Source organism: Thermobifida fusca NBRC 14071 = JCM 3263 (assembly GCF_001592045.1).
Taxonomy (GTDB): Bacteria; Actinomycetota; Actinomycetes; order Streptosporangiales; family Streptosporangiaceae; genus Thermobifida; species Thermobifida fusca.
Genome location: NZ_BCWB01000040.1, coordinates 23,718 through 42,158 on the forward strand (window position 1 = coordinate 23,718; position 18,441 = coordinate 42,158).

Annotated in this window: 16 protein-coding genes and 1 tRNA gene; 10 read left to right on the forward strand and 7 right to left on the reverse strand. The window is 65.5% G+C overall.

From position 1 onward, the window contains the following. The first annotated feature begins 348 nt into the window (after positions 1 to 348). The 3 genes from TF1_RS09875 to TF1_RS09885 all read left to right on the forward strand — a co-directional run bounded on the left by TF1_RS09875 (position 349) and on the right by TF1_RS09885 (position 2,711). The gene (locus TF1_RS09875) at positions 349 to 1,248 is read left to right on the forward strand and encodes a helix-turn-helix domain-containing protein (RefSeq protein ID WP_255266165.1); all 900 of its coding nucleotides are present in this window, start codon (positions 349 to 351) and stop codon (positions 1,246 to 1,248) included. Between the two features lie 7 nt (positions 1,249 to 1,255). Further along, positions 1,256 to 1,447 carry a DUF397 domain-containing protein gene (locus TF1_RS09880; protein WP_011290538.1) on the forward strand — a complete coding sequence of 64 codons (192 nt, stop codon included), beginning with the start codon at positions 1,256 to 1,258 and terminating at the stop codon, positions 1,445 to 1,447. Positions 1,448 to 1,718: 271 nt separating this feature from the next. After that, positions 1,719 to 2,711: a malate dehydrogenase gene (locus tag TF1_RS09885; protein WP_011290539.1), complete on the forward strand. Its 993-nt coding sequence runs from the start codon at positions 1,719 to 1,721 to the stop codon at positions 2,709 to 2,711. A gap of 92 nt (positions 2,712 to 2,803) precedes the next feature. Here TF1_RS09885 and TF1_RS09890 read toward each other — a convergent pair whose 3' ends face one another. From TF1_RS09890 to TF1_RS09900, 3 genes are all read right to left on the reverse strand, one after another. Further along, on the reverse strand, positions 2,804 to 3,232 hold the full coding sequence (locus tag TF1_RS09890; protein ID WP_011290540.1) for a PPOX class F420-dependent oxidoreductase: 429 nt from the start codon (positions 3,230 to 3,232) through the stop codon (positions 2,804 to 2,806). 199 nt (positions 3,233 to 3,431) lie between these two features. Then, on the reverse strand, positions 3,432 to 4,241 hold the full coding sequence (locus TF1_RS09895; RefSeq protein WP_016188001.1) for a DUF2786 domain-containing protein: 810 nt from the start codon (positions 4,239 to 4,241) through the stop codon (positions 3,432 to 3,434). A gap of 174 nt (positions 4,242 to 4,415) precedes the next feature. Next, a complete protein-coding gene (locus tag TF1_RS09900) occupies positions 4,416 to 4,835 on the reverse strand; it encodes a hypothetical protein (RefSeq protein WP_016188002.1) in 420 nt (139 codons plus the stop codon). A 261-nt stretch (positions 4,836 to 5,096) separates the two neighbouring features. Here TF1_RS09900 and TF1_RS09905 point away from each other — a divergent pair, with 261 nt between their 5' ends. Continuing rightward, the gene (locus TF1_RS09905) at positions 5,097 to 5,900 is read left to right on the forward strand and encodes a PhzF family phenazine biosynthesis protein (protein ID WP_011290543.1); all 804 of its coding nucleotides are present in this window, start codon (positions 5,097 to 5,099) and stop codon (positions 5,898 to 5,900) included. On the opposite strand, the gene TF1_RS09910 is transcribed toward TF1_RS09905, so the two are convergent. Further along, a complete protein-coding gene (locus tag TF1_RS09910; RefSeq protein ID WP_011290544.1) occupies positions 5,889 to 6,788 on the reverse strand; it encodes an NUDIX domain-containing protein in 900 nt (299 codons plus the stop codon). The two genes, TF1_RS09905 and TF1_RS09910, sit on opposite strands and share 12 nt — an antisense overlap. 932 nt (positions 6,789 to 7,720) lie before the next feature. On the opposite strand from TF1_RS09910, the gene TF1_RS09915 reads away from it, so the two are divergent. The 3 genes from TF1_RS09915 (at position 7,721) to TF1_RS09925 (ending at position 11,213) form a co-directional block, all read left to right on the forward strand. Continuing rightward, the gene (locus tag TF1_RS09915) at positions 7,721 to 8,332 is read left to right on the forward strand and encodes a hypothetical protein (RefSeq protein WP_011290545.1); all 612 of its coding nucleotides are present in this window, start codon (positions 7,721 to 7,723) and stop codon (positions 8,330 to 8,332) included. Between the two features lie 21 nt (positions 8,333 to 8,353). Beyond that, complete coding sequence (locus TF1_RS09920; RefSeq protein ID WP_011290546.1) at positions 8,354 to 8,710, forward strand: hypothetical protein; 357 nt, start codon at positions 8,354 to 8,356, stop codon at positions 8,708 to 8,710. A 169-nt stretch (positions 8,711 to 8,879) separates the two neighbouring features. Then, a complete protein-coding gene (locus TF1_RS09925) occupies positions 8,880 to 11,213 on the forward strand; it encodes a Tex family protein (protein ID WP_016188003.1) in 2,334 nt (777 codons plus the stop codon). A gap of 44 nt (positions 11,214 to 11,257) precedes the next feature. On the opposite strand, the gene TF1_RS09930 is transcribed toward TF1_RS09925, so the two are convergent. After that, the gene (locus TF1_RS09930; RefSeq protein WP_011290548.1) at positions 11,258 to 12,040 is read right to left on the reverse strand and encodes a DUF2306 domain-containing protein; all 783 of its coding nucleotides are present in this window, start codon (positions 12,038 to 12,040) and stop codon (positions 11,258 to 11,260) included. 133 nt (positions 12,041 to 12,173) lie between these two features. Here TF1_RS09930 and TF1_RS09935 point away from each other — a divergent pair, with 133 nt between their 5' ends. From TF1_RS09935 to TF1_RS09940, 3 genes are all read left to right on the forward strand, one after another. Then, positions 12,174 to 12,806, forward strand: coding sequence for a MerR family transcriptional regulator (locus TF1_RS09935; RefSeq protein WP_011290549.1), 633 nt, complete (start codon positions 12,174 to 12,176; stop codon positions 12,804 to 12,806). A 108-nt stretch (positions 12,807 to 12,914) separates the two neighbouring features. Then, entirely contained in the window at positions 12,915 to 13,085 is a 171-nt protein-coding gene (locus TF1_RS16155) for a hypothetical protein (protein ID WP_016188005.1), read from the forward strand. 1,588 nt (positions 13,086 to 14,673) lie between these two features. After that, positions 14,674 to 15,117, forward strand: a complete 444-nt coding sequence (locus TF1_RS09940; RefSeq protein WP_061783836.1) for a DoxX family protein — start codon at positions 14,674 to 14,676, stop codon at positions 15,115 to 15,117. A gap of 938 nt (positions 15,118 to 16,055) precedes the next feature. On the opposite strand, the gene TF1_RS09945 is transcribed toward TF1_RS09940, so the two are convergent. Both TF1_RS09945 and TF1_RS09950 read right to left on the reverse strand, forming a co-directional pair. Further along, a tRNA-Pro gene (locus tag TF1_RS09945) sits at positions 16,056 to 16,132 on the reverse strand. Positions 16,133 to 16,239: 107 nt separating this feature from the next. Then, positions 16,240 to 18,252 carry a SpoIIE family protein phosphatase gene (locus TF1_RS09950; RefSeq protein ID WP_011290553.1) on the reverse strand — a complete coding sequence of 671 codons (2,013 nt, stop codon included), beginning with the start codon at positions 18,250 to 18,252 and terminating at the stop codon, positions 16,240 to 16,242. Positions 18,253 to 18,441 lie beyond the last annotated feature (189 nt).

An 18,441-nucleotide genomic window follows, 5' to 3' on the forward strand; every position in this document is an offset into this window, starting at 1 on the left:
ACCTAGCGCCCACAGTGGAGCTGCCACCGCGCACACGGACGAGATGCCTGCTCTTGAGCAAGGTAGCGGCACGGCAGGCTGAGAGCGCGATTCCTGGACTTCCGGAGACTCTTCAATAACGGGAGAAGGGGTGGCTGAGTTTTGCTGATAGGCGGCAAAAGACAAGGGGCCGGATCAGAAACATCGTTACCGCTGTCACCAGCGGAAACAAGACGAGAGTAAGCCGCATCGCACGCTCCCTCAAGGAAGGTGTGCGGACTTCGATCAGAGTTCTCGTCTTTCATTTAAAAATGAGATTTACAGTTTTTTGATCTTACAAATAAAAGATGAATATGAGATTCGTGGACTGTGAATCAGGAATTGATCCTCAAACTACGCGAGGCCTACCATGCATGCATGCGAGAACCCAGTGGTGACTACAGCCCCACGATCCGGCGGCGTCGCCTATCAGAAGAGTTGAGACGGCTGCGCCTTGCCCGAGGGCTCACCCTGGAGCAGGTGGCGGAGAAACTGGAGTGGAGCAGAGCCAAAATCGCCAACATCGAGACCGGCAAACGGCTCCGTCCCTATGTCACCGACGTCGAACTGCTACTCAACGTCTACGGGGTCGACGATCCTGACCAGCGCGCAGCGCTCCTCGACCTCACCCGGCAATCCCGCACTAAAGGCTGGTGGGCCTCCTACGGTGGCCTGCTCGGCGACTATGTCGGAATGGAGGCTGAAGCCTCCTCCATTGCCACCTACCAACTGGGCGCGATCCCTGGTCTCCTCCAGACTTTCGACTACGCCGTTGCTCTCGCGCAAGCAATGCGCTACCCGCCAGAGGACGTAGAGCGGATTGCCGCTTCCCGAGTACGGCGTCAACAACTCTTTGCAAGGAAGAATCCGCCGCGCTTCCACGCGGTCATCGACGAGGCTGCCCTCATCCGTCCCGCGGCTCCCGATCGTCCCGACGTCATGCGCGCGCAGATTCACCACCTCATCAACCGCGCAAACGACGCCAACGTCACCCTGCAACTGCTGCCTTTCACCGCTGGCTTGCACGCGGGGGTCAGTGGACCGTTTGTCCTCCTAGAATTCCCTGATCCGGCAGACCGGCCCGTCGTCTACCTGGAAACCCGGGCTGGCGGCCACTACTTGGAGGACACCGCTGAGATTACGGAATACCAGGACCTTTTCACTCACCTGCACACCACAGCGTTGTCTCATGAAGCAACTGTCGCCCGCCTCGCCCAACTCGCCGAATAGGACAACTGTGCACACGCCCGATCCCGCACCTCTTGCCTTCCGCAAGTCCAGCTACAGCGTCACCGCGCAAGAGTGCGTGGAAGTCGCTGTTACTTCCGAGTTTGTTGCGGTGCGGGATTCTGCGCACCGCGAGTTGGGGTATCTCACCTTCCCACTGGCCGAGTGGCGTGCTTTCCTCACCGAGCTCACCGACCGGTGACTCCAAGACGCCAGCACTTGATTGGACCGTTGGTGCTCGGTTGACGTGCGAAAAGAGCTGAAGACCGGTTCGCAGTCCGATCCGGAAGCCACCCCGGTGCGCGGTTCTGGTTGAGACGACACAGGAACGCAAACCGGGGGTGGTCCACGCTTCGGAACGTCTCATTGGAAGACTGGTCGCAACACACGTTTCGGGCGGGGTTGTGGCGTTCGAAGCGACCGGCTCGAGCGCTCTTCCCGCACAACCTCCGAGTGGACCAGGAGTGACAAGCATGGCCAAGGCTCCAGTCAACGTCACCGTCACCGGCGCTGCCGGACAGATCGGCTACGCACTGCTGTTCCGGATCGCCTCGGGCCAGCTCCTCGGCGTAGACACGCCCGTTCGGCTCCGCCTGCTGGAGATCCCGCAGGCGATCAAGGCGGCCGAGGGTACCGCGATGGAGCTTGACGACTGCGCGTTCCCGCTGCTCGCCGGGGTCGACATCTACGACGACCCCCGCAAGGCGTTCGACGGCGTGAACGTGGCCCTGCTGGTCGGCGCCCGGCCGCGCACGAAGGGGATGGAGCGCCGCGACCTGCTGGAAGCCAACGGCGGCATCTTCGGTCCCCAGGGTGCGGCCATCAACGACGGTGCCGCTGACGACGTGCGCGTCCTCGTCGTGGGCAACCCCGCGAACACGAACGCGCTGATTGCGCAGGCGCACGCCCCGGACATCCCGGCGGACCGGTTCACCGCGATGACCCGGCTCGACCACAACCGGGCGCTGTCCCAGCTCGCCGCCAAGCTGAACGTGTCGGTGAGCGACATCAAGAAGCTGACGATCTGGGGTAACCACTCCGCGACCCAGTACCCGGACATCTTCCACGCCGAGGTCAACGGCCGCAGCGCGGTGGAGGCCGTCAACGACGAGGAGTGGCTGCGCGACACGTTCATCCCGACCGTGGCCAAGCGTGGTGCGGCGATCATCGAGGCCCGCGGCGCTTCCTCGGCTGCGTCCGCGGCGAACGCTGCGATCGACCACGTCTACGACTGGGTGAACGGTACCCCGGAGGGCGACTGGACGTCGGTGGCGCTGCCGTCCGACGGCTCCTACGGCGTGCCGGAGGGCCTGGTGTCGTCGTTCCCCGTGGTGTCCCGGAACGGCTCCTGGGAGATCGTCCAGGGCTTGGAGATCAACGAGTTCTCCCGCGAGCGGATCGACGCGTCGGTGCGCGAGCTGGAGGAGGAGCGGGAAGCCGTCCGCGCTCTGGGTCTGATCAAGTAGTCCGCGTTCCTGCGGGGACAGGGTGCCTCCAGTGTGGGGACACCCTGTCCGAAACCCGGGGGCAGACGCGGGTGGCGGGCCAGCAGGTCGGGCTAGCCCGCCACCTTTTCCACAGGGTTGTCCCCAGCGTCGTCCCCGACCGGGAGCAGCTCGTAGTGGACGGGCTCGTAGCGCAGCATCCGATAGGACAGCGGCAGCATCCACCGCCGGGTGATCAGGTGGCCGCGCGCCAGCAGTCGCGCGGCGCGGTGGGCTTCCTCACCGCTGAGTGGTCGGACCCGGCCGCGGACCGGAGCACCGGTGGGTTCCCCGCGGAACGTGCATGTGCGCAGGTCAACGAGGGGATTCTCGGTCATTCGTGCGGCTGTGCTGGAGTCTTTGCCGACCCGGAACAGCAGTCGGTCACCGTCGAGTGCGATGCTCACCGGGGTGTGCACGGGGGTTTTGCCGTTGTTGAGATACGTGGTGAGCAGCGCGATCCGCTGGTGGCGGAACTGGTGGAGCAGCGCGGTTCCGGGCATCCTCTCCCCCTCTGCAGCGGCCGTGGTGTCAAGGCCCCACTTTCCCGGAATTGGGGGCTGCCACCACTGACCATGTCCAGGCAGGCCAAGTTATCCACAGATTTCCACAGGTTTATCCACAGCTTTTGAGGGGTGGGGGATGGCCGTTTCCGGTCTGCGGAAACCCGGGGACCGCGGCGGAACCGCCTCGCGCTCCGCTTTAGTTCGCGGCCGCCTGCCCCGGCAACGAGTGGGTGCCGCCTTTGCCTACCGCGGTCTCCAAACCCAACTGTGCGTTACGGCCCCGCAGATAGCCTGCCCGGTACCCAGCCCGATGATAGGTGCGCTCGGGCCGGGTCGGCCGCAGTTTCGGGAAACGACGGGCAAATTCCTCCCGCACCCGGTCCACATCCGTACGCAACACCAGCTCCGCACCCGTGCTCGGCGTGTCCTCCGCCGCGCCCGCACCACTCCCCACCTGGGCATCCTCGGCGAGCCGGGCCCGAAACTCCCGGATACGCTCCGCTACCGCAGTCCCGTAGGCGCGGATGAACGACCGGTAGAAGCGGTTGCGTTCCGTGGCCAGAGTGGAACGGTCGTAGTTGCGCAGCTCCCGCAGGTTCGCCACATGCTCCCGCGCCGCGAACCGCGCCGACGACTCCATCTGCATGGTGATCGACGGCAGCAGCACTCGCAGCGAATCCAACGCACTCACTGTTCCGATGATGATCAGCGTGCGGTCGGTGTTCGCTGACGTGTTGCCGCGCACCGCCGACTGGCATCCGTACGCGGCCGCGATCGCTGCCAGCGCCTTCACCCGGGCTTTGCCGTGCCCGCCGACACCGGAAACCGGGAAGTCCAGCCTGCTGATCTCCTCAACACCCTCACCGCGCTGCGCCCGCGCCTCCGCCTCCGCAATCGCGTGGCGGGTCATCAGCTCAGCGGCTTTCGCGGTGAACGCTTGGCTTTCCGCGTCGGTGACCGAAGGGTCCTCTGCCATGCGCAGCAGCCCGCGGACCCGTTCGATCATCTTCTTCCGGGCGTCTCCCCCGGCGCGCCCCCGTGCGTCAGACGCCATGGACCCAGCTCCGTTCCCTGTTGGGCAGCGGCCAAAAACCGCTCCGGGGTGGTGTGCTTCCCCGGAGCGGTGAAGTTTGTCGCGGTTCAGTCAACCGTTGCGATATGTCAAGGACTGTGCAGCAGCCTACTTCTTGTTGCCCGCCACCATGGTGATGATCCCCAAGATGACCCAGAGCACCGCTGCGGTCGCAGCGCCACCCAAGATGCCCAGAATCAATCCGCTGCTCAGCAGAGTGCCTACGGCTGCGCCGGCGCCACCGATCAGGGCAGGAACCATGGCGAACCGCCACGGGTACTGGGCCGCGTAGCGGCGTGCCCGCCGGTCCCCCTTGCTGCCCAGAGCTCCGACCGCACCGCCCACCAGCGCGAAGAAGAAAGCCGCGGACCCGATGCCGCTCCCCAACGCGCTGAGCACGCCCTCGTTCAAACTGGTCAGCAAGGCGAGCACTCCGGCCACGCCGCCCGCGACCACGGAGCTGCGCCAGGGCCAGATCAGTGTCGCCGAGGCGACGGGGGTGAAAGCGTTTCCGCGCTCCAGCGTCATATCTGCTCCAAGTCCGTTAGTGAACGTTCCGGACGGTACGGCCCGGCTGTTCTCGTTTCCACCATGCCCCACAACAGGCCCGAGCTCCATCGGGAATCGACCCTGACTTCTCCCTGACGCTGCGCCAGCAGGGAAAAGGGGAATCCCCGAGCCCCACCCGGTTCCGCTTACTCAACGAACCAGCCGGGCAGAAAGTGCCCGGAAAACCGGTGCCGCGGGAGTCTCGTCCACTGTCCTGCCGTACTCCTACGCTTAAGGCGCATGAACCGTTTCCACGTGGTGGACGCTTTCACCGACCAGCCGTTCCACGGCAACCCCGCGGCCGTGCTCGTCCTCGACAGCCCTTACGACGACGCCTGGGCCCAGCGGGTGGCTGCCGAATTCAACCTGTCCGAAACCGCGTTCGTCCGGCCCCTTGCCGGGGCGGACGCCGACTACGAACTGCGCTGGTTCACCCCGACCACTGAAGTGGACCTGTGCGGGCACGCCACCCTCGCCGCCGCCCACGTGCTCGCAGCAGGCGGGGCCGAAGGGCCGTTCCGATTCGCCAGCCGCAGCGGGGTGCTCACCGTCACCGCGCGCGACGGCCTGCTGTGGCTCGACTTCCCTGCCAACCCGCCGTACGCGAAGGACGTTCCTGACGGGCTTGTGGCCGCGCTCGGCGGCGAACCGGTGTGGGCGGGGTTCAGCGACGTCAACGACTATTTCGTGGTCTATCCGGACGAAGCGACCGTGCGCGCCCTTGCCCCCGACCTGGCCGAGGTCGCCCGGTGCACGGTGCGCGGGGTGACCGTCACCGCGCCCGCCGACCCCGGGCAGCCCTACGATTTCGTGTCCCGGCTCTTCGCTCCCGCGATCGGGATTCCGGAAGACCCGGTGACGGGGAGCGCCCACACCGCGCTCGGCCCGTACTGGGCCCAGCGGCTGGGCCGCACCCGGCTGGACGCCGTGCAGTGCTCAGCCCGGGGCGGCCGCCTGGTCGTGGAGCTTCCCGCCGATGCCCCCGACCGGGTCCTCATCGGGGGAACAGCGGTCACAGTCAGCGAAGGGACTCTACGTTACTGAGGAGCCGCGTTCGACCGGGCTGGACTCTTCCCGCTGGGCAAGCTCGTACGCCCACGACACGGGGGCCGTGTGGACGCCTAGGGCCGCGGCCTGTGCCCGCGTGTCCGGATGGTCGGTGGCGACGACGATGCGGGTCTGCGGCAGGCGCTCGGAGACGAGCTGCGCTATTGCGGCGGCACTGCCGTCCGACACCTGGACTACGTCGACCCCGTGGACGGGGGCAGGCAGGGCGGCTCGGCTGTGGGCGTCCACGAGGAGCAGCACGCTGGGAAAACGCCGGTGCAGCGGGGTGAGGGGCACATCGGGGGGAAGCATGTCGTCCGTAACTCCGACCTGCGCCAGCTCAGTCAACCGGTGGCACAGTGCGCCGGGGGTGATGGACTGCGGCACCACCGTGGTGTCCACGATCAGCAGGAGCTGTTCAGAGAGCGCGGCCGCCACCTCCGGCCAGACCTTCCCGAACGCGGGCAGCAGCGGCATCGACGGCACGTCGGGGACCGGAATCCAGCGGATGCTCTCGCTCTCCGGGTTGCCGGGAGTGAACGGCCGCCGTTCCGGCACACTGGCCAGCACGGTGTCGAACACCCAGACCTGGTGGTCTTGCCGGTGGATGCCGAGCAGAGACAGCGTGCCCAGGTCGCCGTCCACCTCTTCGACGAATTCGCGGATCGCAGCGGAAACAGAGGACTCGCCGCTGTTGCGGGCACCGCCGGGCAGCCCCCAGGTGCCGCCCTGGTGAGTCCATGGGGCACGGTGCTGCAGCAGCACGTGGCCGGTTCCGGACTCGTCCACGCTGTACAACAGCAGTCCGGAAGCCCCGTACAGTCCCCACCGCCGTGAACCGTCGGCCAGGATCACCCAGCCGTCGCCATCCCCTGCGGTCACCATCCCACCTCCTCCGACGCCCCAGAACCCCCGGATAGGGTCCCACGTGGCATAACTCAGCATGCCTGGTCAAGCTTCCCTTCGGTGGGGATCGCGGCAACACGTGGCGGGTGGACGGTGCTGTCGCAGGGGACAGGGACACTGGGGCGGGCGGGTGCCGGAGGAGCGGCAGGGGCCTGCTGGAGGCCGCTGCCGTCAGGGGCACGGCTGGTTCAGGGGACGGCGCGCATGAACTACCGGGGCACCGGTTGAAGCCTTATGCGGAGTGCCGCGTTTTTGGTGCGGGGCAACGGTTGAACGCCATTCGATTTCTGGTGTTCATGAATAACAACTGTGTTCCGATGATCCCATCACATTCGCCTCGCTGCTCCCTCTTTCTTCTCGGCTATCAGAACGCCGCATAGTCCTCCGGGATGTGCGGTGAGAAAAATGAAGGAAATTCAGGTTTTCCCTTCTCTGTTGCTGTCGGGCAAGCAGCAGGACTCCATGATGTATCCGCTGGTCAACGCGCTTTTCTGCGCGTCGGCCAACGGCTTGTCTGTGACGGTGTGTGCAGGAGGGATCGCGCGTCGCAGAATGTCAGATCCGGGGAAAGAACGGCGAAGAGGACCATTTCCTCAGTCGCATAGATATTGCTCCAGGAAGGAATTTGTGTCACAGAAAAGCAACGTTCCCTATGGTGCGGGATTTATGAGAAAACTCGGGTATAGGGTTATTTACCCAGCCGCAGCCGATGGCTGTCCGGCGAGAGATGCTGCCTAAGGCTCACCGTGAACCATTGCGGCTTTCACGGTGAGCCCGATCTCTACCTGGACCAGCCCTCAGGTCCTGCCCGGCGCTACCAAGCCGGGCAGTGGAACGCGCGGTTCCTGATCCGGAAGACCCCGGATAGGCCACAGAGCGCTGTCTGACAGACAAGCACTAAAGGCATCCCCATGACCAACGGACCCTTTCCTTCTGAGAGCCCTTCACCCCAGCCCTCCGACGGCCAGGGCAGCACTTCAGGAAACATTCCGGAGCCCGTCACCCAGCTCGCAGCCCAACGCGGTTTCGGTGCCCTCATCGACATGCGCTCCGACGGTACCCGGGCAGAAAAAGCGCTTGGCGGCTGTGCGATCGCGGTCGGCTCACTGCTGCTCATGGTCCTCGTGGCCTACCTTGCCCCAGAGGACGACCCCTTCTCGTTCTCCCTGCTCCGCTCTGTACTGCGGTTCTTCGCCCTGTTCTTCCTCTTCGTGGCTGTCTGGGCCGCTGCCGCCGGGCTGCGCGGCCTCATCGTCGCCCCCCGCTCGCACTACCTGTACGAAGGCGGAATCATCTACGCGGCAGGAAAACGGCTGCAGCCTGCGGCGTGGGAGGAAATCAGCCACCTGACCACCATCTACGGCAACCGCGCCACCGGAACCAAAGGCAAGATCCTCGGTTACAAGGTGTGGCTGGGAGACACCACGTCGTTCGACGTGCCCCTCATCCTCACCGACGGCCGCGACAGCTTCATGGACCGCATCATCCACGAAGTGCGCTCCCGCAACCGCCCTATCCGCTGAACCACCACCGGCACCACACCCATGGCTGAACAGCACACCCCCGAGCCGCACTCCTCAAACCGCCCCCAGCCAGAACCCGTGCCCAACGCAGAGCACACGGACGCTGCACTTTCCCCTTCCGCTGAGCCGCCCCCGTACGTTCCGCGCCCCGAGGCCCTGCGGCATGACTTGAAGGTCCGGGGTGAACGGGCGGTCATCTTCGGCGCGCTCTGGCTGCTGGCCGGCGTTCTCATCACCCTGATCACCTACGTGAACGCCCTGCAGTCGTTCTCCGGCGGCATCTACGTCGTCGCCTGGGGGCCGGCCGTCTACGGCCTCTACCGGATCATCTCCGGACTCATCATGATCAAAAAGAGTCGCACGCAAAGCGTCAACTGAACACCAACAGGTATCTTCTGATCCACCCCCGTGCCGTGTCCTGGCACGGGGGTGTGCCCGTCTGCGCGCCGACCAGCCCACTCGACCTTCACACCACCCCGGCCGCGGCGGGCATGGACAGGCGGCACAATGCTCCTGTCCCACCCTCAGGGAGAAAGCGGATCAGATTGTGACGACGTCCATTCACCAGCGGATCGCCGAGGAGCTCGGGGTACGCGAACGGCAGGTACGGGCCGCAGTCGAACTGCTTGACGACGGCGCAACCGTGCCGTTCATCGCCCGCTACCGCAAAGAAGTCACGGAGATGCTCGACGACGCCCAGTTGCGGGCGATCGAAGAGCGGCTGCGCTACCTGCGGGAACTGGAGGAACGCCGCACCGTCATCCTGGAGTCGATCAAGGCGCAGGGCAAACTCACGCCCGAACTCGAAGCCGCGATCATGGCCGCCGACTCCAAGGCACGCCTGGAAGACATCTACCTCCCCTACAAGCCGAAGCGCCGCACCAAGGCGCAGATCGCGCGCGAAGCCGGACTGGAGCCCTTGGCGGACGCGCTGCTCAACGACCCCTCCCGCGACCCGCACGACCAGGCCGCCGCCTACGTTGATGCGGACAAGGGGGTCGCGGACACGGCTGCCGCACTGGAAGGCGCCCGCGCCATCCTGGTGGAACGGTTCACCGAAGACGCCGACCTCATCGGTGAACTGCGGGAACGCATGTGGCAGCGGGGCCGTCTCGTCTCGCGGGTGCGGGAAGGCAAGGAAGAAGTCGGCGTGAAGTTCGCCGACTACTTCGACTTCGCCGAAGCGTTCACCACCCTGCCCTCCCACCGGGTCCTGGCTCTGTTCCGCGGTGAGAAGGAAGAAGTCCTCGACCTCACCCTGGAACCGGAAGAACCGGCAGAAGACCCGAGAGCCCGCAGCAGCTACGAGGTCCGCATCGCCCAGCACTTCGGTATCGCCGACCAGGGCCGTCCCGGGGACCGCTGGCTGTTGGACACGGTCCGCTGGGCGTGGCGCACCCGCATCCTCGTCCGTCTCGACATCGACCTGCGCTCCCGCCTCTGGCAGGAAGCCGAAGACGAAGCAGTCCGGGTGTTCGCCGCCAACCTGCGCGACCTGCTGCTGGCCGCGCCCGCCGGCACCCGGCCCACCATCGGTCTCGACCCGGGCCTGCGCACCGGGGTGAAGGTCGCTGTCGTGGACGGCACCGGCAAAGTGGTGGACACCGCGACGATCTACCCGCACGAACCGCAGAAGCGCTGGGACGAGTCCATCGCCGTCCTGGCGGCGCTCGCCCAGAAGCACCGGGTGGAACTGGTCGCGATCGGTAACGGAACCGCGTCCCGCGAAACCGACCGTCTCGCCGCTGACCTGATCAAACGCCACCCGGAGCTGAAGCTCACCAAGGTGATGGTGTCGGAGGCCGGGGCGTCGGTGTATTCGGCGTCCGCCTACGCTTCCCAGGAGCTTCCTGACTTGGACGTGTCGCTGCGCGGCGCTGTCTCTATTGCACGACGACTCCAGGACCCGCTCGCCGAGCTGGTCAAAATCGACCCCAAGTCAATCGGGGTCGGCCAATACCAGCACGACGTGTCCGAGGTGAAACTGTCCCGCTCCTTGGACGCGGTCGTGGAAGACTGCGTGAACGCGGTCGGCGTGGACGTGAACACCGCGTCGGTACCGCTGCTCAGCCGCGTTTCCGGTATCACGGCGAGCCTGGCCCAGAACATCGTCGCCTACCGTGACGCCAACGGGCCGTTCCGTACCCGTGCCCAACTGCGGGAAGTGCCGCGGTTGGGACCGAAAGCGTTCGAACAGTGCGCGGGTTTCCTGCGGATTCCTGACGGGGACGACCCGTTGGACTCTTCAAGCGTCCACCCGGAGGCGTATCCGGTGGTGCGGCGCATCCTCGAGGCGACCGGCCGGGATATCCGGGCGCTCATCGGCGACACGGACACGCTGCGCTCGCTACGCCCCGACGACTTCGTGGACGAGCGGTTCGGTCTGCCCACGGTGACCGACATCCTCGCGGAGTTGGAGAAACCGGGCCGGGACCCGCGCCCCGAGTTCCAGACCGCAGCATTCCGGGACGGGGTGGAGGACATCACCGACCTGAAACCGGGCATGGTGCTGGAGGGCGTGGTCACCAACGTGGCGGCGTTCGGCGCGTTCGTGGACGTGGGAGTGCACCACGACGGCCTGGTGCACGTCTCAGCGATGTCGAAGAGTTTCGTCAAAGACCCGCGGGACGTGGTCAAGCCCGGCGACATCGTGCGCGTCAAAGTGCTGGACGTGGATGTGCGTCGCAAGCGGATCTCGCTGACTCTCCGCTTGGACGATGAAGTGGACCAGCGCAGTGGGGAGAACAACCGCTCCGGCGGGGAGCGCCGGGAGCGGGGTGCGCCGCGGCGCGGGGACCAGCGGCGGCAGCGCGGCGGCCGCGGCGAGCAGCAGCCCATGGGGGCGATGGCGGAAGCGCTGCGCCGCGCAGGCCTGGTGTAGTCGATGCGTGTGGGCGGTGTTGCCAGGCACCGCCCACATGTCGTCTATGCGGGGGTCGGGGACGTTTCCGTGTTGTCGGCTGCCGCGGCGGTCGTCTGGAGCGCCGTGGCGAGGGCTTCCCGGGCTTGTCGGGCAGCCTGCCGGGCCAGGTAGACCTCGACGAGCAGCAGGTTGGGTAGCCACGACGTCCAGTGGCTGACGGCGTAGGCGGTGGCGAAGAGCTGGTCGAAGTCGCCTCCGTAGAGGGAGTCGAGCCAGGGAAGTTGGATGGCGACCAGTGCACTGAGCCAGATGCGCAGGGTGACTGCGGCGAACGTCAGGGAGAAGTTGCGCAGCATCCACTCCCGGTGTGCGGCATAGCGGCCGGCGCGGGCGGTCCGGTAGGCGGCGAGGCCCGTGATGATCCACAGGATGTCGAGGGAGAGGAACGCGGCCATCGCCACAGGGCCGCTGGAGGTCAGCAGGGCGGCGACGATACCGCTGAGCGCCGAGGGCAGCACTCCGGCGAACAGGTAGACCCGGCCGATCCAGCGGTGCCAGACTCCGCGGCGGCGCAGTCGCCGGCTGAACTGGAGTGGGCCGGTGAGCAGCGCGATCCCACCGGTGGCGGCGTGGATGGCGACGGCGGGAAAGTGCAGGGCCGAATCCGGGCGGAGTGCGACCCTGCTGGAGCCGGGGTCGAGGGACAGGTAGGGGGGCACAAAGATCGCAGCAACGAGGACGCAGGCGAAGGCGGTGATTGCCACGACCAGGGAGGTGCGGTTCCAGCGGACACCCGGAAGCCGGCGCGGGCTGCGGGGCGGTGCCGTAGCGGAAGAGAGAGTCATCGTCGGTCCTTGCTCCTGGAACGGCTGAGGGGGCCGAAACACCACAACTTAGATAGAAGAATTATCGATAATTGAATTATCGATAACAAAGCTATCTATTGACTGCTGGGGACGCAAGAGCAAAGGAGACAGGGTGCGCATCGGCGAACTGAGTCGGCGAAGCGGCGTGTCCGTGCCGACGATCAAGTACTACCTGCGAGAAAAGATGCTTCCCGAAGGCGAACGCATCGCCGCCAACCAGGTCAGATACTCCGAAGAGCATCTGAGACGCCTCCGACTGATCCGCAGCCTCATCGACGTCGGTGGACTCCCCGTGCCCACAGTCCGCGAAGTCCTCGCCGAAATCGACGCATCCCAGCCTTCGGTGCACCACGCCGTCGCCCTCGCCCACCGCGGACTGCCTGTCCTCACCGGGGAGCGCAGCGACGAGCCCCGGGAAGAAGCCCGACGCTACGTGGAATCAGTGTTCGCCGCCCGCGGCTGGACAGTCCCCGAAGACCACCCCGGTTTCACCGCGCTCGTAGAAGCCTTGGCTCGGATGAGCCTGCTGAATCAGCGCGGCTTCTTCGAGTGCGTAGGCCGCTACGCCGAACTCGCTGAAGCGATCGCCGAGGTCGACATCGACCTGATCTCCGGCCACACCGATGTGGCCGACGTCGTCGAAAAAGCAGTGCTGGGCACAGTGCTTGGCGACGTCGTCATCACCGCGCTGCGCCGCATCGCCCAAGAACAGGTGTTCAACCGGCGGATGGCGCAAGGCGGCTGACCCCTCGCCCACGACGTGGGCAGGCAGTGCCGTCTGCCACGTGTGTTCCGGCATACCTGGGGTAGCCGGGGGTGGGACAGGTCTGCAGAGAGCAGAAAGGGAACGACTGTGACCACTCCCGAGGAGAACCGGCCGAAGACCCGCGGCACCGAGCAGACACTCCCGGAGCCCGATGTGCAGGCTCCGAAGCTGCCGCAACCCCGCCCCACCCTGGGCGCGGAACTGGAAGATGCGATGCGGCGGTCCGGACTCTCCCGTGAAGACTTCGGGAAGGAGTAGTACCGCTGCTTGTGGTGAGGGCGGCACCGGGATTCCCGTGACGCCAGCGCACAGCGGCGCTTCCTGTCGTGGCGATGAAGGCTGCCGCCCCATCTGCCCTGGTGGACTTCCCGGTGGAACACCCCGCGTGTCCGCAGCGCGGCGGACACGCGGCTGGACGGAGCCCGGGAGGAGCGTGCCGGTGCGAGGAGCGCCCTCGAGGGATACCCCACACCGGTTGCCAGGTGTGCTGGAGAGAAGTCCTCGGTTTTCTCCCTGCTGTTTTTATGTGAAGTGGATCACTATTTAATGCCGTGTGGGTCACGGTAATTCACAGCGGTTTTCCACAACCCGGGCTGCGGTTGGGGGATCAGAAAAGTTGCCCTTGCGCCCCGAAAAAAGGGACAAACGGTGAGTTTTAGGTGCATTCGTTGCGCTCGATGTGCCGGGCGAGCATGAGGGAGCCGCTACGTTATCCACAGCCTGTGGATAAAACTCTGTGCATGTTTCCCGCCGACGAACCACGTCATTCCCGGCTCCGACACCCGACCACCCCGCACCGAAATCGGACCAGCGGCCGCCCCGCAAGAGGCATGACGAGCACCCTGCCCACAGGCACGGAACCTGCACGGCCCGGTCCCGTCGGCCTCCTCGCAAGGAAAACAGCAGCCCACCCGGCCCGATCCCGCGCCATGCTGACCCAGCGGCCAGCAGACGCCGGCCAACTCAAACCAGCGCGAAAAAGCCGTCCACGCCAGACATGCGCTCCCGCCTACACGCAGACAGCGCCAAGTAGTCCGACCTTTCAATTCGGTCAGAAAAATCCGGTCCGAGAGGCTTCCGCGAACAGGAGAATCCGACAGAGAAACTTGACGAGAAAGTAACTTTAAGAGCTGGTTCAGCCCGGACCATCCTCGAAAAAATGCCCAGTGACGTGCGGTTTCTTCCAAAACCGCGCCCCGAGAAAGCGCTCTCGGGACGTCGGAAGCCTCCTCGGGACAGCGCAGGAGCACCGCGTTTCTGAAGTCCTCAAACCCGGAAAATTATCCGGCCAAAAAATGAGAGGACGCGATTCTGCCATCCCCTTTTACTCTGCGTTGACATTTGCCTAGCAAGTAGTCACTATTTGATGTAACCGCATAGCGGGCACACCCGACCTTGAGTCGCATTCCACGCGACCCACCCCTTGTCGTGGGAATGCCTCCTGCTGCCCCAAAGGCGACTCGGCCACTCGGCCGCCACCCCGGGTGCCCCACTCGTGCGGAGGAGCAGTCATGTCCTCAACAAGAGCCGTGCCCTCGCTCGCACCACCTTGATCACATTAAGTGGTCAAACCGTAACTCCGAGCCGGGGTTGTGCTCTCTGGGCGGTTTAAACACCATCGTGGCTGCTCCGCAGTTCCGGACGCACCGCAGCGTGGCGGTGCCCCGACCGGAATGACCACGGAGTGTCTCCCACAGTCGTGGTCTCTCCGGTGCCACGGACACGTCCACACCGCAGCGCCGTGCACCGCCGGGGCCCGCCGGTGTCACATCCACGCTGCGGCAAACGTGGCATTCCCGTGGTCACTCTCCTCCCTTCCTCCCCCATTCATGTATTGAGGTGACCAATGAACCTGGACCGATACCACGGACCAGTCCTCGCTCTATTCCGCATAGTCGTAGGCCTGATGTTCCTCTGCCACGGAGTGGCCTCCCTGTTCGGCGTACTCGGCGGCAACCAAGGCACCGGGCAGGCCGTGGAATTCGCCTCCTGGCCGGGATGGTGGGCCGCCCTCATCCAGCTCGTCTGCGGCGCCCTCGTCCTCCTCGGCCTGTTCACCCGGTCCAGCGCCGTCCTCGCCTCCGGCTCCATGGCGTACGCCTACTTCGTCGTGCACCAGCCCCACGCGCTCCTGCCCCTCAACAACGGGGGAGAACTCGCCGCCATGTACTGCTGGGCTTTCTTCCTCATCGCCATCCTCGGACCCGGAGCCTGGGCGCTCGACCACTTCATCCTCCGCCGTTCCAGCGGCACACAGCAGCGGCTGACAGCGGGCACCTCCGCGGGATAACAGCCAGCCGACAGCAGCCCCAGGTCCCGGAGCGGCCCCCACACGCTCCGTGACTCAGCCTCGGCAACAGCGCCGGTCGGACCACAGCAGCACCCGACCGGCGCTGTTCCTCTCATCAAACTGCGCTCCGTGCAGAAGCGCCCCCGCTTCACACGAGCAGTTCCCCGCTGAACCAGAAAACCCCGAACGCGGCACGCCCACGGAAGCGGGCTCCGACGTGTTTTCTCGGTGTGCCGCTCCGCACCCCAGTGGACAGGGCGAGGAGCGGCACACTCACCGACCAGAGACCCGAGACCCTGTAAGGTCCACGGACGGCCAGGACGCACAGTCGGAGAGCATCATCCGATCGTGCGTGGCGACCACCACCGCAGCCGGAGTGCGGCGCAGCGCCTCGGTGAGCTCGTCAACCAGAAGCGCCGACAAGTGGGGATCATCCCCGCATGCGCGGGGAGCACCGGAACCCCCTGCCAGAGCCGAGCGATGATCTCGGATCATCCCCGCGTGCGCGGGGAGCATCACAGTCCGTCATCCTGGCCGCGGAACCGCGGCGGATCATCCCCGCGTGCGCGGGGAGCACACTAGACGACCTGCGACTTTACTAACGCGCGGCGCTGATTTCATTCACTTTTCAAAATCGTACAGGAGGGATTGTGGGGTGGGGTGCCCGTCCGGGGAGCGCCGCCGTGGGCGGCTACCGCTGCCCGTCTACGTTCGGCAGGCAGACGTCCCTGCGAGGCATGGGACGGGCAGTCCGCGGTAGTCAGCATGCTGGTGCAGTCCATGCCTCAAGGGGCCACGGTGCGAAGTGTCCCAGGGATGCGACCAGAGACCTTTGACGCACGTGTGACGCACGGACACACAGCAAAGAAGGTGGCCCCAGGAATCCGGATCTCCTGGGGCCACCCTCTTTGACCTCTGCTTATGCGACAGTGTCGCTGTGGTCGGGGTGGCGGGATTTGAACCCACGACCTCTTCGTCCCGAACGAAGCGCGCTGCCAAGCTGCGCCACACCCCGAAACACTGATGACAGTGTAGCGGACACTCCGGGGTACTTGCACATCTGCCGGTGGCAGGGGGTCCGTTAGGTGAGATACCCCCTATGCCGGAGGGGAAACTGGCCGGTCAGCCGTGCCGGGCCAGGGAGGCTGTGGCCAGGGTAGGCGACTCCAACCGCAACGCGATCAAAGTGATGTCGTCGTTTCCGGCGATAGGCAGCTCAGTGAGGAGCCGGTCGCAGAACGTGTTGAGGGGAATCCGGGCCATGGCGGCACAGTGGTGGGCCAGCCGCTCCAACCCGATATCGAGAGACTCGTGGGGGTGTTCCACGAGACCGTCGGTGTAGAGCAGCAGGGTGGCTCCCGAGGGCAGGACTTCGAGCGCCCGGTGGCGCGGCATTGTGGGGTCCACGCCGAGGAGAAGGTCGTGGGCTTTCTCCAAGAAGCGGGTCTCCCCGTTCGGGAGAACGAGCAGCGGCGGCAGGTGTCCGGCCACCGAGTAGTCCACCTGCCAGATGCCGTCACTGTCTGGGGTGACCCGGGCGAGGATGCAGGTGGCCGTCCCTTTGTACTCCCCGGAGCGTTGCACTGCGCCGTCCAGGCGGCGTAGCACTTCGTGAGGGTTGTGCGGGTGGTCGGCAGCGAAAGCGCGGAGCATGTTGCGCATCTGGCTCATGGCGGTGGCCGCGGTCAGGTCGTGTCCGGCCACGTCCCCGATGACGAGCATGATCGTGTCGTCGACGATGAACGCGTCGTACCAGTCACCGCCCACCTCCGCGGAAGTAGGGCTGGTCTGGTAGCGGCCGACGATAGGGAGACCCGGGATGGTGGGGGGATCGCTGAGCAGGCTGTGCTGGAGGGCTCTCGCGACCCGTTGGGTGCGTTGGAAGCTCGCGAACGTGTCGATGGTGGGCTGGAGGTGGTCGATGAGGTCCGCCAGGAGGTCCGCGTCGTCTTGAGTCAGCGGTTCGCGTTCCCCGCAGACGACTGCGACCAGGCTAGCGACGAGTTCCCCCTCGACCGTGATGGGGAGCATGACCACGCTGTTGGCTTTGACTTGGCGGAGCCACCGCGAGCTATTCGGGCTGAGAGGGTCCAAGGGCGGCTTTCCTACCGGGAACACCCGGTGGATGGAGCGCTTCTGCCGGATCAACTCGAGGTATGTGCTTCGGATGGTGAAGCGTGACTGGAACCGTGGCGGCGGCACGGTGATCCCTTCCCGGGCTTTGGTCGCCAGGCGTTCCACAATGAACGGGTTCGCTGATGTTTCAGGCGATGAGGTGGGGGACAACAGGTGGACCGTGCACACATCGGCGACCTCGGGCACGATGACCTCGGGTAACGCCTTGAGCATGTCTTCGATGAGGGCGGTGTTGGAGATCGCCCCAGAGGCACGGTTGAACAGGGCGTGGCGGCGCTGCTCCCGCCATTGTTGTTCCACGTCGGCGCAGGTGCCGGTCCATTCGACGACGACCCCGTTTTCTCGGACGGGGACGGCATGGGCACGGAAGTGCCGGTAGGTGCCGTCGCGTGTTCGTACCCGGAAGATGTACTCCACAGAGTCGGGGACTTCGTCGATTGCCCGTAGCCAGGACGCGAGCAGCGCGGCCCTGTCTTCTGGGGCGACCATGTTCAACCAGCCGTGGCCTCGGGATTCTTCGTGGGGTTGCCCAGTGATCTCCTCCCAGCCGCGGATCCATTGCAGGGAGCCGTCGATGGGGGAGGCGCTCCATTCCACCAGGCTCCCGGAGCGGACGATGCTGGTGTACCGCTGGAGGGCGCGTTTCCGCTGGGCGGCGTCGATGGTTTCGGTGACGTCCGCGATCAGGTTCAGTACTGCGGGTTCTCCGTCGTCCAGGAACACCGGGGTGAAGCTGAGGTTGAAGTAGCGTTCTTGGCGGCCGGCGTTGGGATAGTTGACGGTTACGGGGACTTGGGGGAGGAATTCGGGTTTCCCGGTGGTCATGACCTGGTCGAGGACAAGGATGTATCCCGCTTCGGCAAGGTCGTTGAAGGCTTGCAGCAGGGGTTTGCCGAGTGGGCGCGGGCCGAATATGGCTCGTTGTGCTTCGTTGACGTAGACCAGGCGGTGGTCGGGGCCACGGGTGATGGACACCCCGATAGGGGCCAGGTCGAACATTGTCGACACGGTGGCGGTTAACCGGATTGCGCCGCCGGGTTCTCCGTGGTTCTCTGGCGTCGATCTCGGCACTGGATTCGTACGGCCTCCGGGCAGAGCGGTCTCTACCAGCGTTTATGCCTCATATGCCGGTATGTATGCGTGCCGGGGAGGGGTTGGAGAACGCGAATGTCGATTATGGGGAGCCCG

Coding starts and splice junctions, on each gene's coding strand:
- TF1_RS09920 (WP_011290546.1), top strand. CDS start 8,354: ATGGCTGAACAGCACACCCCCGAGCCGCACTCCTCAAACCGCCCCCAG.
- TF1_RS09885 (WP_011290539.1), top strand. CDS start 1,719: ATGGCCAAGGCTCCAGTCAACGTCACCGTCACCGGCGCTGCCGGACAG.
- TF1_RS09950 (WP_011290553.1), bottom strand. CDS start 18,252: ATGTTCGACCTGGCCCCTATCGGGGTGTCCATCACCCGTGGCCCCGAC.
- TF1_RS09940 (WP_061783836.1), top strand. CDS start 14,674: ATGAACCTGGACCGATACCACGGACCAGTCCTCGCTCTATTCCGCATA.
- TF1_RS09900 (WP_016188002.1), bottom strand. CDS start 4,835: ATGACGCTGGAGCGCGGAAACGCTTTCACCCCCGTCGCCTCGGCGACA.
- TF1_RS09905 (WP_011290543.1), top strand. CDS start 5,097: ATGAACCGTTTCCACGTGGTGGACGCTTTCACCGACCAGCCGTTCCAC.
- TF1_RS09930 (WP_011290548.1), bottom strand. CDS start 12,040: ATGACTCTCTCTTCCGCTACGGCACCGCCCCGCAGCCCGCGCCGGCTT.
- TF1_RS09910 (WP_011290544.1), bottom strand. CDS start 6,788: ATGGTGACCGCAGGGGATGGCGACGGCTGGGTGATCCTGGCCGACGGT.
- TF1_RS09890 (WP_011290540.1), bottom strand. CDS start 3,232: ATGCCCGGAACCGCGCTGCTCCACCAGTTCCGCCACCAGCGGATCGCG.
- TF1_RS09915 (WP_011290545.1), top strand. CDS start 7,721: ATGACCAACGGACCCTTTCCTTCTGAGAGCCCTTCACCCCAGCCCTCC.
- TF1_RS09895 (WP_016188001.1), bottom strand. CDS start 4,241: ATGATCGAACGGGTCCGCGGGCTGCTGCGCATGGCAGAGGACCCTTCG.